Annotated in this window: 11 protein-coding genes; 4 read left to right on the top strand and 7 right to left on the bottom strand. The window is 65.4% G+C overall.

The window, feature by feature from the left end; translation table 11 throughout:
- The first annotated feature begins 78 nt into the window (after positions 1 to 78).
- Genes ACE10X_RS22485 through ACE10X_RS22475 form a run of 3 tightly spaced genes read left to right on the top strand, consistent with a single transcriptional unit; the run spans position 79 to position 4,682 of the window.
- Positions 79 to 1,098, top strand: coding sequence for a TRAP transporter substrate-binding protein (locus tag ACE10X_RS22485; protein WP_018271684.1), 1,020 nt, complete (start codon positions 79 to 81; stop codon positions 1,096 to 1,098).
- Positions 1,099 to 1,120: 22 nt separating this feature from the next.
- Positions 1,121 to 3,007, top strand: a complete 1,887-nt coding sequence (locus ACE10X_RS22480; RefSeq protein WP_375762876.1) for a TRAP transporter large permease subunit — start codon at positions 1,121 to 1,123, stop codon at positions 3,005 to 3,007.
- Positions 3,008 to 3,032: 25 nt separating this feature from the next.
- Complete coding sequence (locus tag ACE10X_RS22475; protein WP_375762875.1) at positions 3,033 to 4,682, top strand: acyl-CoA synthetase; 1,650 nt, start codon at positions 3,033 to 3,035, stop codon at positions 4,680 to 4,682.
- A gap of 4 nt (positions 4,683 to 4,686) precedes the next feature.
- Here the strand turns inward: ACE10X_RS22475 and ACE10X_RS22470 are convergent, their stop codons facing one another.
- The 6 genes from ACE10X_RS22470 to ACE10X_RS22445 all read right to left on the bottom strand — a co-directional run bounded on the left by ACE10X_RS22470 (position 4,687) and on the right by ACE10X_RS22445 (position 11,246).
- Positions 4,687 to 5,493: an MBL fold metallo-hydrolase gene (locus tag ACE10X_RS22470; RefSeq protein WP_375762874.1), complete on the bottom strand. Its 807-nt coding sequence runs from the start codon at positions 5,491 to 5,493 to the stop codon at positions 4,687 to 4,689.
- Complete coding sequence (locus ACE10X_RS22465; protein ID WP_375764597.1) at positions 5,490 to 6,281, bottom strand: TatD family hydrolase; 792 nt, start codon at positions 6,279 to 6,281, stop codon at positions 5,490 to 5,492. The genes ACE10X_RS22470 and ACE10X_RS22465 overlap by 4 nt, the downstream gene beginning before the upstream one ends.
- A gap of 14 nt (positions 6,282 to 6,295) precedes the next feature.
- Entirely contained in the window at positions 6,296 to 8,284 is a 1,989-nt protein-coding gene (metG, locus tag ACE10X_RS22460; protein ID WP_375762873.1) for a methionine--tRNA ligase, read from the bottom strand.
- 82 nt (positions 8,285 to 8,366) lie between these two features.
- Entirely contained in the window at positions 8,367 to 9,407 is a 1,041-nt protein-coding gene (locus ACE10X_RS22455) for a DNA polymerase III subunit delta' (RefSeq protein ID WP_375762872.1), read from the bottom strand.
- Entirely contained in the window at positions 9,404 to 10,090 is a 687-nt protein-coding gene (gene tmk, locus ACE10X_RS22450; protein ID WP_038386365.1) for a dTMP kinase, read from the bottom strand. Before tmk ends, ACE10X_RS22455 begins: the two co-directional genes overlap by 4 nt.
- A gap of 1 nt (position 10,091) precedes the next feature.
- Positions 10,092 to 11,246: a D-alanyl-D-alanine carboxypeptidase family protein gene (locus ACE10X_RS22445; RefSeq protein ID WP_193375434.1), complete on the bottom strand. Its 1,155-nt coding sequence runs from the start codon at positions 11,244 to 11,246 to the stop codon at positions 10,092 to 10,094.
- Positions 11,247 to 11,513: 267 nt separating this feature from the next.
- Between ACE10X_RS22445 and ACE10X_RS22440 the strand changes: the two genes are divergently transcribed.
- A complete protein-coding gene (locus ACE10X_RS22440) occupies positions 11,514 to 12,449 on the top strand; it encodes an alpha/beta fold hydrolase (RefSeq protein WP_038386363.1) in 936 nt (311 codons plus the stop codon).
- Between the two features lie 33 nt (positions 12,450 to 12,482).
- On the opposite strand, the gene ACE10X_RS22435 is transcribed toward ACE10X_RS22440, so the two are convergent.
- Entirely contained in the window at positions 12,483 to 13,415 is a 933-nt protein-coding gene (locus tag ACE10X_RS22435; RefSeq protein ID WP_080583437.1) for a septal ring lytic transglycosylase RlpA family protein, read from the bottom strand.
- Positions 13,416 to 14,038 lie beyond the last annotated feature (623 nt).

The raw sequence follows: 14,038 nt of genomic DNA, 5'->3' as shown, positions 1-14,038 counted from the left end.
TCGCTGGTGACCCCGCGGCATCGGGTCCGTATAGGATGGCATCTCAGAACAACAACAAGCCTCTTGAGGGAGCAACCAATGAGCTTTTCACGACGCACGCTGCTGAAGGTTTCCGCCGCTTCCGCCGTCCTCGGCGGGATTGGCGCGCCCTATGTCGCGCGCGCCCAGTCGGCCGAGTTCTCTTACAAGTTCGCCAACAACCTGCCGGAGTCGCATCCGTTCGTGGCGCGCGCCCGGGAGATGGCCGCGGCGATCAAGACCGAGACCAACGGCCGCTTTGACCTGCAGGTGTTCCCGAACAGTCAGCTCGGTTCCGATACCGACATGCTGAGCCAGGTGCGCTCCGGTGGCGTCGAGTTCTTCACGCTGTCCGGCCTGATCCTGGCGACCCTGGTGCCGGCGGCCTCGATCAACGGCATCGGCTTCGCATTCCCGGACTATCCCACGGTCTGGAAGGCCATGGACGGCGAGCTCGGCGCCTATGTGCGCGGCGAGATCAACAAGGCAGGCCTCGAGGTCATGGAAAAGATCTGGGACAACGGCTTCCGCCAGACCACGTCGTCGACCAAGCCGATCACCGGTCCCGACGATCTCAAGGGCTTCAAGATCCGTGTGCCGGTGTCGCCGCTGTGGACCTCGATGTTCAAGGCGTTCGATGCATCGCCCGCCTCGATCAATTTCAGCGAGGTCTATTCGGCGCTGCAGACCAAGATCGTCGAGGGCCAGGAAAACCCGCTGGCGCTGATCTCGGCGGCGAAGCTCTACGAGGTGCAGAAGTACTGCTCGATGACCAACCACATGTGGGACGGTTTCTGGTTCCTGATGAACCGCAGAGCCTGGGCGGCGCTGCCGGACGATATCAAGACCATCGTCGCCAAGAACGTCAACGCGGCCGCCGTCAAGGAGCGCGAGGATACCGAGAAGCTGAACGCCACCGTGAAGCAGGAGCTCACGGGCAAGGGGCTCGTCTTCAACCAGCCCGAGGTCGGGCCGTTCCGCGACAAGCTGCGCGCCGCCGGCTTCTACGCCGAGTGGAAGGGCAAGTACGGCGAGAAGGCCTGGGATCTGCTCGAGAAGTCCGTCGGCAAACTGTCCTGATCGATCCAGCAGGAGGCTTGCCATGGCTCATGTCGAGATGACGCCGGCCGTGGCCGGCGAGGCGGCGTCGCAGCCCCCTCGCCGCCGCTCCGTTCTCGGTTCCATCGATGCGGCGCTCGGGATGCTGGTCGAAATCCCGGCGGCGATCCTTGTCGTCGCCGAGGTCGTGATCCTGTTCGCCGGCGTGGTGTCGCGCTACGTGCTCCATGCGCCGCTGATCTGGTCCGACGAACTGGCGTCGATCCTGTTCCTGTGGCTCGCGATGCTGGGCTCGGCGGTTGCGTTCCGCCGCGGCGAGCACATGCGGATGACGGCGCTGGTCGCAAGCGCGGGACCGCGCCTCTGGGCCTATCTCGACGTCGTCGCGACCTGCGCCGCGCTGGCGTTCCTGATCCTGATCGTGCGGCCGGCCTATGAGTACGCCTACGAGGAAAGCTTCATCACCACGCCGGCACTGCAGATCTCCAATACCTGGCGCGCGGCGGCGCTGCCGGTCGGCACCTGTCTGATGGCGCTGTTCGCGCTGCTGCGGCTGGCCCGGGTCGGCGAGTTCAAGACCTTCCTGCTGGCCGCGCTGACGGTGGCTGCGCTGATCGGTGCGTTCTGGCTGGCGCAGCCGATGCTGCGGCCGCTCGGCAACCTCAACCTGATCATCTTCTTCGTCGGCGTGGTCGGCTTCTGCGTGTTCGCCGGCGTGCCGATCGGCTTTGCCTTCGGCATGGCGATCTTCGGCTATCTGGCGTTGACCACGCGGACGCCGCTGATGGTGCTGGTCGGCCGGATGGACGAGGGCATGAGCCATCTGATCCTGCTGTCGGTGCCGCTGTTCGTCTTCCTCGGCCTCCTGATCGAGATGACCGGCATGGCGCGGGCCATGGTGGCGTTCCTCGCGAGCCTGCTCGGCCATGTCCGCGGCGGCCTGCATTACGTGCTGGTGGGCGCCATGTATCTGGTTTCCGGCATCTCCGGATCGAAGGCCGCGGACATGGCCGCGGTCGCGCCCGTGCTGTTCCCGGAAATGAAGCAGCGCGGCGCCAAGCCGGGCGATCTGGTCGCCCTGCTCGCCGCCACCGGCGCGCAGACCGAAACCATTCCGCCGAGCCTCGTGCTGATCACGATCGGCTCGGTGACCGGCGTCTCGATCTCGGCGCTGTTCACCGGCGGCCTGCTGCCGGGCGTGGTGCTGGCGATCACGCTGTCGGGGCTGGTGTGGTGGCGCTACCGCGGCGAAGACCGCAGCCACGCCCAGCGCGCCACCGGCAGCGAGATCGGCAGGGCGTTCGTGTTCGCCCTGCCCGCATTGGCCCTGCCCTTCGTGATCCGCTACGCCGTGGTCGAAGGCATCGCCACCGCCACCGAAGTGTCGACCATCGGCATCGTCTACGCCTTCGTCATCGGCCTCCTGATCTACCGCAAGTTCAACTGGCGGCGGCTGCTGCCGATGCTGATCGACACGGCGTGCCTGTCGGGGGCGATCCTGTTCATCATCGGCACCGCGACCGGCATGGCCTGGGGCCTGACCCAGTCCGGTTTCTCGCGGGCGCTGGCGGCGGCGATGACCGGGTTGCCCGGCGGTTCGGCGACCTTCATCGCGGTCTCGATCCTGGCCTTCGTGATCCTCGGCAGCGTGCTCGAGGGCATCCCGGCGATCGTGCTGTTCGGGCCGCTGCTGTTTCCGATTGCGCACCAGGTCGGCGTCCACGAGGTGCACTACGCCATGATCATCATCCTGGCCATGGGCATCGGCCTGTTCGCGCCGCCGTTCGGGGTCGGCTATTATGCCGCCTGCGCCATCGGGCGCGTCGATCCGGCCGAAGGTATCCGGCCGATCTGGGGTTACATGCTGGCGCTGTTGATCGGCCTGATCATCGTCGCCATCTTCCCCTGGATATCGATCGGTTTCCTGTAAAGCACCTTGCGGATGGGATAGGGCCATGAGTGCAGCTCAAAACCAGTACTCGATCGGGTTGGACAAGACGCCGGCCAACTACGTGCCGCTCTCGCCGCTGAGCTTCCTGGCGCGCTCGGCCGCGGTCTATCCCGACCATATCAGCGCGGTCTATGAGGGCCGCAGCTTCACCTGGAAACAGACCTACGAACGCTGCAGGCGCTTTGCGTCCTATCTCGCGGGCCGTGGCATCGGCCATGGCGACACGGTCGCGGCGATGCTGCCGAACATCCCGGCGATGAACGAACTGCACTTCGCGGTGCCGATGACCGGCGCGGTGCTCAACGCGCTCAACATCCGCCTCGACGCGGCATCGATCGCGTTCCAGCTCGAGCATGGCGGCGCCAGGATCATTCTGGTCGATCCCGAATTCTCCGGCGTGATCGCGGAAGCCCTGACCCTGATGACAGGCGCAAAGCCGTTCGTGATCGACGTCGATGACGCAGCCTTCAGCGGCGGCAAGCGGATCGGCGAGATCGAGTATGAGGCGGCGGTCGCGGCGGGCGATGCCGGCTTCGTCGAACGGCCGCCGGCCGACGAATGGGATGCGATCGCGCTGAGCTACACGTCGGGCACGACGGGCAATCCCAAGGGCGTCGTGACCCATCACCGCGGCGCTTATCTCAACGCCGTCAGCAACATCCTCGCCGGCAATCTTGGCCAGCATCCGGTGTATCTCTGGACGCTGCCGATGTTTCATTGCAACGGCTGGTGCTTCCCCTGGACGATCGCGGCGACCGCCGGCGTCAATGTCTGCCTGCGCAAGGTCGATCCGGCCAAGATCTTCGAGCTGATCCCCAAGCACGGCGTCACCCACATGTGCGGTGCGCCGATCGTCTACAACACGCTGATCAACGCGCCCGATGCGCCGAAGGGCGGCAAGGCAAAGCCCGTCGTCGGCCTGATCGCCGGCGCGGCGCCGCCGGTTGCGGTGCTCGAGGGTGGCGAGCGCATCGGCATCAGGCTGACCCATGTCTACGGGCTGACCGAGGTCTATGGCCCCGCCTCGGTCTGCGCCGAGCAGCCCGGCTGGGACGAACTGTCGGCTGACGCGCGCGCGCAGCTGAAGCGGCGTCAGGGCGTGTCCTATCCGCTGCAGGAAGGCGTCACGGTGCTCGATCCCGAGACCATGCGCGAGGTGCCGCGCGACGGCGAGACCATCGGCGAGGTCATGTTCCGCGGCAACATTGTGATGAAGGGCTACTTGAAGAACGCGACGGCGACGCAGGAGGCCTTTGCCGGCGGCTGGTTTCACACCGGCGATCTCGGTGTGCTGGACGAGCACGGTTACGTCATCATCAAGGACCGCTCCAAGGACATCATCATCTCCGGCGGCGAGAACGTCTCCTCCGTCGAGGTCGAGGACATCCTCTATAAGCACCCGGCGGTGCTGTTTGCGGCCGTCGTGGCAAAGCCAGACCCGAAATGGGGTGAAGTGCCCTGCGCCTTCATCGAGCTGAAGGACGGTGCCAAGGCGACCGAGGCCGAGATCATCGCCTATTGCCGCGAGCACATGTCGGGGTTCAAGACGCCGAAAGCCGTGGTGTTCGGCGTGATCCCGAAGACCTCGACCGGCAAGATCCAGAAATTCCTGCTGCGCAACCAGGTCGGATCGGCCAAGGCGATCTCGGCCTGAGCCGTCAGCCGGCTCGGTCGAGCGTCAGCCGCATGCCGTCATGGGCCGGGATGACGCCGGCCGGCAGGCTCTGCCGCAGCACCTCGTAGTCGAGATCGGAATGCATGTTGGTGATGACCGCGCGCTTCGGCTTGAAGCGCTCGATCCACGACAGCGCGTCCGCAACGCTGAAATGGCTGGGATGCTGCGCGTAGCGCAAGCCGTCGACGATCCAGAGATCGAGACCTTCGAGCGCCGGCCAGCTCTCCTGGGGGATGTCGTGCAGATCGGGCGTGTAGGCGGCGCCGCCAATGCGGTAGCCGAGCGCCGGAATCTTGCCATGCTGCACCAGGAAGGCCCCGAGCTTCAGCGGGCCGCCCTTCCCCTGGACTGTGTGGCTTTCTCCGGCCTCGATCGAATGCCGCGTCAGGATCGGCGGATAGTCGCTGCCTTCCGGCGCGATGAAGCAATAGGAGAACCGCGCCATCATGTCCTTGGCGGTCGACTGGTTGAAGTAGACCGGGATGCGGCGGCGCTGATGCAGCACGACCGAGCGCAAATCGTCGATGCCGTGGGTCTGGTCGGCATGCTCATGCGTCAGGAATACCGCGTCGATGTGCTCGACATTGCTGTCGATCAGCTGCTCACGCAGATCGGGCGAGGTGTCGATCACGACCCGCGTGGTGCCGTGCTCCATGGTGCGCTCGGCCATGATCGAGCAGCGCCGGCGACGGTTCCTGGGATTGCCGGGATCGCAGGCGCCCCAGCCGAGTGCCGGGCGCGGCACGCCGGCGGACGAGCCGCAGCCCAGAATGGTCAGTGTCATCGTCATGCAGCAACCTTCGGCGCCGGCACCTTGGAGAACAGCCGGAAGAAGTTTTCGGTGGTCTGCCGCGAGATCTCCTCCAGGGAGACGCCGCGGGTTTCCGCGAGCACCTTGGCGACCTCGACGACATAGGACGGCTCGTTGCGCTTGCCGCGGAATTTGCCGGGCGCAAGATACGGCGCGTCGGTCTCGACCATGATGCGGTCGGCCGGCAGCTCGGCCGCCAGCGCGCGCAGCGCGTCCGACTTCTTGAAGGTCAGGATGCCCGTGAACGAGATCGACAGCCCGAGCGCGATCGCCTTCATCGCGAGCTCGCGCCCGCCGGTGTAGCAGTGCAGAACGGCCTTGAACGGGCCCTTCGCGACTTCATCCTCCAGGATGCGACCGCAATCCTCGTCGGCTTCCCGGGTGTGGATGACCAGCGGCAGGCCGGTTTCACGAGCCGCCGCGATGTGCGCGCGAAAGCCACGCTCCTGGGCCTCGCGCGAACCGTGCTCGTAGAAATAGTCGAGCCCCGCCTCGCCGAGCGCCACGACCTTCGGATGCTTCGTCAGCTCGATCAGTTCGCCGGCCGGGATGCCGTCCTCTTCATCGGCATGATGCGGATGGGTGCCGACCGAGCAGTAGACGTCGGGGAAGCGCTCGGTGATCGCAAGCAGGCCGCCGAGCCGCCTCACCCGGGTCGAGATCGTGACCATGCGGCCGATGCCGGCCGCCTCGGCGCGCTCGACGATCCCGTCGAGATCGTCGGCAAAGTCGGGAAAATCCAGATGGCAGTGACTGTCGACCAGCATGAATTTCGAACCGCTCACTCGGTCTTCGGTTCCACATAGCGCGGGAACACGCCAACAGGCGCCGGCAGGACGGTCCCCGGCTTGATGCGCTCGGCGACCGCGGCAAAGCCGCGGGCGTCAGCAGCGATACCGAGGCTGTCGAGCATCTTGCCGCAGGACTCCGGCATCACGGCCTGCGCCATGATCGCGATCTGGCGCACGACTTCGGCGGTGACATACAGCACCGTCTTCTGGCGCGCGGGATCAGTCTTCGCCAGCGCCCACGGCGCCTCGCCGGCAAAATAGCGGTTGGCCTCGGCGACCACGGCCCAGACCGTGTTGAGCCATTGATGTATCTGCTGCGTTGCCATCGCGGTCCGCGACGCCTCCAGCATGGCGTCGGCCTGCGCCAGGATCGCCTTGTCGTTGTCGCTGAATTCGCCGGGCTCCGGCAGCACGCCGCCGAGTTGCTTGGCGATCATCGACAATGAACGCTGCGCCAGATTGCCGAAATCATTGGCGAGGTCGGCGTTGATACGCGCGACGATGGCCTCGTGATTGTAGTTGCCGTCCTGGCCGAACGGCACTTCGCGCAGGAAGAAGTAGCGCATCTGGTCGACGCCGTACTGCTCGGCCAGATTGAAGGGGTCGACCACGTTGCCGACCGACTTCGACATCTTCTCGCCCCTGTTGAACAGGAAGCCGTGCGCATAGACCCGCTTCTGCACGGGAATGCCTGCCGACATCAGGAAGGCCGGCCAGTACACGGCGTGGAAGCGGATGATGTCCTTGCCGATGATGTGCACGTCGGCAGGCCAGTAGCGCCAATGCTTGTCGCTCTCATTGGGATAGCCGACGCCGGTGATGTAGTTGGTCAGCGCGTCGACCCAGACATACATCACATGCTCGGGATCCTCCGGGACCTTGACGCCCCAGTCGAACGTCGTGCGCGAGATCGAGAGGTCTTTGAGCCCGCCCCGTACGAAACTCATCACCTCGTTGCGGCGCGAATCCGGGCCGATGAAATCGGGCTGACTCTCATAGAGGTGCAACAGCTTGTCCTGGTAGGCCGACAGCTTGAAGAAATAGCTCTTTTCCTCGACCCACTCGACCGGCGTGCCCTGCGGGCCGCGGCGGACATTGTCCTCGCCGACGACGGTCTCCTCCTCGGCGTAATAGGCCTCGTCGCGCACCGAATACCAGCCGGCATAGGTGTCGATATAGATGTCGCCATTGTCCTGCATACGGCGCCAGATCGCCTGCACCGACTCGTGATGCGCAGGCTCCGAGGTGCGGATGAAGCGGTCGAACGAGACGTTGAGCCGCTCGTCCATCTCTTTGAACCGCGCGGCATTGCGGGTCGCGAGATCGTAGGGCGTCATTCCCTCGCCGGCCGCGGTCTGGATCATCTTCTGTCCGTGCTCGTCGGTGCCGGTCAGAAAGAACACGTCCTTGCCGTCGAGACGCTGGAAGCGCGCCAATGCGTCGGTCGCGATCGCCTCATAGGCGTGGCCGATATGCGGCTGACCGTTCGGATAAGCGATTGCGGTGGTGATGTAGAACATGTTGCCGCGGTCCGCGGCGGGCACCGGGATGGATGCGGCCGCAGGAGCTGCCGCTGCGGGTTTGGGCTGCTTCGGCGCGCGAGGCTTTGCCGGTCTCGGCGCCTTCTCGGTAACGGGAGCCATCGGCAGAGCGGGCTTCGTTGCCGCCGGTGCGACGGCTGCTGCGGCTGCCTTCTTCGGCGGAGCCTTGGTGGCCTTCGCAGCAGCCTTCTTGGCCGTGCTCTTGGCCGTCTTCTTCGCAGCTTTCTTGACGGCCTTTTTCACGACCTTCTTCGCCGCCGATTTCCTGGCGCCCTTGGCTCCCGTTTTGGCCTTGGCGGCCTTCTTCGCTTTCTTGGCGACGCGCCCAGCCTTCTTGGCGGCGCGCGCCTTCGCCGTGGCTTTGCCGGTCGCGCGAGCGGACGATGCCTTCTTCGTCTTCTTGGCTTTTTTCGACGATTTCTTCTTAGCGGTCGCCACCACAGAATCCTTTGCAGATCGAAACGAGATTGTCGGGAGTGTTGTCAGACGGATGTGTTGTCAGACGCGGTGTCTATCGGGTCTATCGGGTCGCATCCGCGAGCATCGAAAACACCGAGAAAACCAGCGGCTTGCGCTCCAGATTGTAGGCTTCGGTATCGCGCGCGGCGCGGACGATCTTTTCCCATACCTCCGCCAGCCGTGCAAGGCGCGGCAGATTGGCGTTGGCATCGCCCGCGCGCATGCGCTCGCTCATCCAGCGATCGATGCCGTCGATGAAAGCGGCGAGCGCGACGCGGTCACTGGTGCCGAGCGCATCGCCCAGCGCATGCAGCTCGCGCGGATCGACGCTCGGAAGCGTCGCGAGCAACGCGGCCGTGCGTTGCTGCAGCTTGAGCGCATCGCCGCCGAGCAGCGACAGCGCCCGCCCGACGCTGCCTTCGGATGCTGCGGCGGCTTCCAGTAGCGCCGGATCGTCGGCTTCGATATCGGTTGCGGCCGCGGCCGCGCGCACCACATCGCTCGTCTCCAGCGGCCGCAGCAGCAACTTGCGGCAACGGGACAGGATGGTCGGCAGCACCCGTGACGGTGCGTGGCTGACCAGGAGGAACAGCGATTGCTGCGGCGGCTCCTCGAGGATCTTCAGCAGCGCGTTCGCGGCGTTGGGATTGAGCTCGTCGACGGTGTCGACGATGCAGACGCGCCAGCCGTCGACCGCAGCGGTCGAGCCGAAGAACGAGATGGTCTCGCGCGTCTCGTCGACGGTGATGACGGTCCGCATCACGCCGCGATCGTTGAGGCCGCGCTCCAGCACCAGCAGCCCGCCATGGGCGCCCGCCGCGACCTGCCGCGCCACCGGATCGGACGGATCTACCCGCAGCGTCGGCGCCGCCTGAACCTGGGACGATTTCGGATTGCGAAACGCCAGCACGAACCGCGCCATGCGGTAGGCCAGCGTCGCCTTGCCGATGCCCTGCGCGCCGCCGATCAGCCAGGCGTGCGGAATTCGCCCGCTGCGATAGGCATCGAGCAAGGCGGTCTCCGCCTCGCGATGCCCGAACAAATCCGGCGTTTCGCGCGGAGGGCGGGCGGCGCTCTCCTGTTCGACCTTGCGCGCGCTCATGCAGGATTGTCCGCCGTGAGCGCTGCGCGCAGATGCTCGCGCAGCGCGGCCCATATTCTGGCCGTAACCGTGTCCGGATCGGCCGTGGCGTCGATCAGCACGCAGCGCTCCGGATCTTCGGCCGCGATCCGGCGGTACGCGTCACGCAAATCCTGATGGAACTTGATGCCTTCGGCTTCGAAGCGATCGGCGGTGGCGTTGCCGCGTCGCGCAGCGGCGCGCTGCAATCCGACCTCGACAGGCACATCGAGGATGAAGGTCAGATCGGGCTTGAGATCGCCGATGGTCACGCGCTGCATGGCATTGACGAGTTCGGGCGACACCTGCCCGAGCTGGCCCTGATAGGCACGCGTGGAGTCGAAGAAGCGGTCGCACAGCACCCAGATGCCCTGATTGAGCGCCGGCAGGATCACGGTGCGGACATGGTCGTCGCGCGCAGCGGCAAACAGCAGCGTCTCGGCCTCCGGCCCCAGCAGCTTGCCCATCCCCGACAGCACAAGGTGACGGATGATCTCAGCCCCTGGTGAGCCGCCCGGCTCGCGGGTCACGATCGCACGCAGCTTGGCGGCATCGAGCCGTTCGGCGAGCTTGCGGATCTGGGTCGATTTCCCCGACCCCTCGCCGCCCTCAAAGGTGATGAAGCGACCGCGCAAGCTCGGCCGTTGGACTGCTGCTTCCGCCATGTCAGAGCTTCTCGACCCCTGCGCGGAACATGCCGATGACCAGCTCCTGGGCGCCGTCGAGCGCACGACGCATCGTCGATCCGGTGCCGACGGCGTCCGCCGCGAAGACCGGAGTTTCCATTGCGACATTGGCGCCGCGCCACACCCGCACCACGCCGATCTTCTGGCCGGCGGTGATCGGCGCCTTGACCGGGCCGCTATAGATGACGCGCGCCAGCAGCTTGTCGTTGCCGTTCTTCGACACCATCACCTTGATCGGATCGGGGCTGACGAGCTTGACCGAGCGGCTCTCGCCGCCGAACACCCGTGCATAGCCGACCGGCTGGTTGGCCGCGATCAGGGTCCGGGTCTCGAAGCTGCGGAACCCCCATTCCAGCATCTTCTTGGCTTCGGTCGCGCGGTCCTCGGAATCCTCGAGGCCATTGACCACGACGATCAGCCGCGTGTCGTTCTGCACGGCCGAGCCGACCATGCCGTAGCCGCCTTCCTTGGTATAGCCGGTCTTCAAGCCGTCGGCACCGGGCAAGGCGTTCAGCAGCGGATTGCGGTTTTGCTGGCGGATCTTGTTCCAGGTGAATTCCTTCTCGCCGAACAGCTTGTACCTGTCCGGGTAGGTCAGGATGATGTGGCGCGCCAGCGTTGCGAGTTCCCGCACCGTCATCTTGTTGGCCGGGTCGGGCAGCCCGTTGGAATTGCCGAAGGTCGACTTGGTCATGCCGAGCTCGCGGGCGCGCTTGGTCATGAAATCGGTCGCAAAGGTATGCTCATTGCCGGCAATGCCTTCGGCGAGCGCGATGCAGGCGTCGTTGCCGCTCGGGATGATCGCGCCATGCAGGAGATCGTCGACCGAGACTTTGCTGTTGATCGCCGCGAACATCGTCGAGGTGCCGGACGGCGCCCCGCCCCGCCGCCAGGCGCTCTCGCTGATCCGGTACTCGTCCGTGAGCTTGATGTCGCCCTTCTTGATGGCGTCGAACACCACCTCGGCCGTCATCAGCTTCATCATGCTGGATGGCGCGCGCAGCTCGTCGGCGTTCTTCTCGAACAGCACGCTGCCGCTGCTGGCCTCGACCAGAATCGCGGTCGGCGCATCGCCGTCGAACCCGCCCTCTTCCTTCTTGGCGCCCTGGACGCTGTTGTTGGCGGCATAGACCATTCCGCCGCAACCGATCGCCAGCGCGACCGCGGCCGCGACCAGGCCGCGCCAGCAACGCCCGGCGCGAGCTGACAACGTGCGGGGAACTGCGGTTGGGGCTGCCATCGGCGATGTCCTGAAAGACTGCGTTCTAACAGCTGGAAGTATCGCAAACAACTGAGGTTTCTGCGCTTGTGCACGGCAAGCCGGATTGCCGCCTGCGTTGAACGTCCGTATCCTTGGAACCAGCTAACGTCAGCAGAACCGGCAAACAAGGCGGAAACGCGAATGTCATCCTCCCGCACCATTTCCGCCAACGGCATCGACATGTTCGTGCGCGAGGCCGGACAAGGCCCGCTGGTCGTGCTCTGTCATGGCTGGCCGGAATTGTCCTATTCATGGCGGCACCAGATCGCGGCGTTGGCCGCGGTAGGCTTTCGGGTCGTCGCGCCTGACATGCGCGGCTTCGGCCGCACCGGCGCGCCGGCCGAGGTCGGTGCTTACACGATCTTCGATACGGTTGGAGACATGGTCGCGCTGGTCGCCGCGCTCGGCGAGACCCGCGCGATGATCGTCGGCCATGACTGGGGCGCGCCGGTGGCCTGGCACGCAGCCCTGTTCCGTCCCGACATCTTCACGAAAGTCGCCGGCCTCAGCGTGCCGCCGCCATTCCGCGGCCGTGGTCGCCCGCTCGAGACCCTGCGCGACAGCGGCATCACCAATTTCTATTGGCAGTACTTCCAGGCGCCCGGCGTGGCCGAGGCCGAGTTCGAGCGCGACATCGCCCACACCATGCGGCTGGTGCTCGGGCGTGGCGTCTCCGATCCAAGCTCGATGTTCGTCGACGAGGCCAAGGGCTTCCTCGGCAAGCTGCCGGCCGGAATGCCGTTGCCGGCCTGGCTGACCGAGGCTGACATTGCCGAATTCGCCGAAGGCTATCGGCACTCCGGTTTCCGCGGCGGCCTGAACTGGTATCGCAATCTCGATCGCAACTGGGAACTGACCTCGCCCTGGCAGGACGCGCAGATCCATCAGCCGTCACTGTTCATCGCCGGCTCGAATGATTCGGTGATCACCGGGCTGATCGGCGCCAAGCGGGTCGCGGACATGGAGCGCGTGTTGCCGAACCTCAGGAAGAAGCTGATCATCGAAGGCGCCGGCCACTGGATCCAGCAGGAGCGCCCCGACGAGGTCAACGAGGCGCTGATCGCGTTTCTGAAATGATCAGGCCAAGGGCTTGATCTGTAAGCGCATGGCTCAGTAGAGGCCGCGCCCGCTCAGGACTTCGGCCGGCCCCCGCGCGTCGATCGGGACATAGGCGGCCGCCGGGCTCGGGCTTGCGGCATAGCGCGCGTCACCCTCATAGGAGACTTCGCGCGGATTATTCAGGGCGCGCCGGTGCGACCGGCTCGAGGCCGACATTTCGGAGGTGGCGCTCACCGAGGCGTAGTCGGCCTGGGTGTTGCCGAGGCTGTAGGGCCGCCCCTCCGGCAACGGAACGTCGCCGCGAATCCGGCCCGAGGAGGACGACATCTCAGGCACGAACGGCCGTGCGGAGGCGACGCGGACCATCGATGGGGACGGCGCGGGAGTACCGGTGCGCAAGGTCGCCATCAGCTGGCGGTCATCGGACCCTTCGAGCGGCGCCCGGCCGACATATTCGACGCGGACACGAGCCACGCCATTGCCTTTGAATTCAAGCAGTTCTGCGGCTTTGTTCGAGACGTCTATGAGGCGGTTGCCGTGGTACGGGCCGCGGTCATTGACCCGAACGACGAGCGATCTGCCATTGCTCAGATTGGTGACGCGGGCGTAGCTCGGCATCGGCAAGGTCGGATGGGCGGCCGTGAGCGAGCCCATGTCGAACACCTCGCCATTGGCGGTCAGGCGGCCATGGAAATCGTCGCCGTACCAGGACGCCATGCCCTCCGCGCGGTAGTTCTCATTCTCCTCCGGCACATAGGTGCGGCCGGCGACAACATAAGGCTTGCCGATGCGATAGGTGCCGCCGCCTTTCGGCACGGGATCACCCAGCGCCACCACGCGCGGGCTCGACGACACCCCGTATTTGGGGTCGACCCGGCTGGCGAACTTGTTCGAGGAGGCACAATTGGCGAGGACGAGGCACGTCGCCACCGCAACGGCGCCGCGCGCCGTCCGGATCATCGAATCTGGCCGTCTAATCCCCATCTGCCCCAAGTACCATTCTGCCGGACCTGCGCCTACTCCGAGGCGTCGAAGTCTCTTGCCGTCGCTGTGCGGCCCACCTCCGCACCAGAGCGTGACGATATCGCAACCGGAACACGGCGGAAATGGGGAGAGCCGGCGGGCGGTGGCGTCTTGGTGAATGGTCTGTTGCGCCTCCTCCGTCGTTCTACTTGACCTTCGTCTCCGCCAAACGCCCTGGCCTGTCCCGCTATCAGACACACTGTTGCAGCAAATCATCAGTCGGGGGGCATCTTGGATTCCAACAATTGAATCTTTTTGACTGTGCAAGGCTGCAATCGTTTTCTCGTCCGCGTGGGGCGCAAAGGAAGTTTGCGATGATCGAGACGGTTACAGCGGTGATGGGCCTGGTGAGTGCGGCGATCTTCTTGGCGCACGCCGTGGAAGGCTATCGGTACCGGGCCTGACAGTCCGTTGAAGGTGGAAAGACGCGTCACCTCTTTCCAGGAGTGAATGTTCGGAAAGCTTTAATCAATTCGGATGAGCATCGATTGAAGGCAGGTGTGTCATGCGTAATCACGATTTGGTCTCCGACGGATTTCTGACCCTGACCGCAGCCAGCCTGGTGCTGCTGTGCTCGAGCCTGC

Origin of the sequence: Bradyrhizobium sp. Pha-3, assembly GCF_042258325.1 — a bacterium.
In the GTDB taxonomy this organism is placed as follows: Bacteria; Pseudomonadota; Alphaproteobacteria; order Rhizobiales; family Xanthobacteraceae; genus Bradyrhizobium; species Bradyrhizobium elkanii.
Note: the sequence above shows the minus strand (reverse complement) of the source record. Positions and strands in the feature narration are given on the sequence as shown.

Coding starts and splice junctions, on each gene's coding strand:
- ACE10X_RS22470 (WP_375762874.1), bottom strand. CDS start 5,493: ATGACGATGACACTGACCATTCTGGGCTGCGGCTCGTCCGCCGGCGTG.
- ACE10X_RS22435 (WP_080583437.1), bottom strand. CDS start 13,415: ATGGGGATTAGACGGCCAGATTCGATGATCCGGACGGCGCGCGGCGCC.
- ACE10X_RS22480 (WP_375762876.1), top strand. CDS start 1,121: ATGGCTCATGTCGAGATGACGCCGGCCGTGGCCGGCGAGGCGGCGTCG.
- tmk (WP_038386365.1), bottom strand. CDS start 10,090: ATGGCGGAAGCAGCAGTCCAACGGCCGAGCTTGCGCGGTCGCTTCATC.
- ACE10X_RS22440 (WP_038386363.1), top strand. CDS start 11,514: ATGTCATCCTCCCGCACCATTTCCGCCAACGGCATCGACATGTTCGTG.
- ACE10X_RS22485 (WP_018271684.1), top strand. CDS start 79: ATGAGCTTTTCACGACGCACGCTGCTGAAGGTTTCCGCCGCTTCCGCC.
- ACE10X_RS22445 (WP_193375434.1), bottom strand. CDS start 11,246: ATGGTCTATGCCGCCAACAACAGCGTCCAGGGCGCCAAGAAGGAAGAG.
- ACE10X_RS22465 (WP_375764597.1), bottom strand. CDS start 6,281: ATGCTGGTCGACAGTCACTGCCATCTGGATTTTCCCGACTTTGCCGAC.
- ACE10X_RS22475 (WP_375762875.1), top strand. CDS start 3,033: ATGAGTGCAGCTCAAAACCAGTACTCGATCGGGTTGGACAAGACGCCG.
- ACE10X_RS22455 (WP_375762872.1), bottom strand. CDS start 9,407: ATGAGCGCGCGCAAGGTCGAACAGGAGAGCGCCGCCCGCCCTCCGCGC.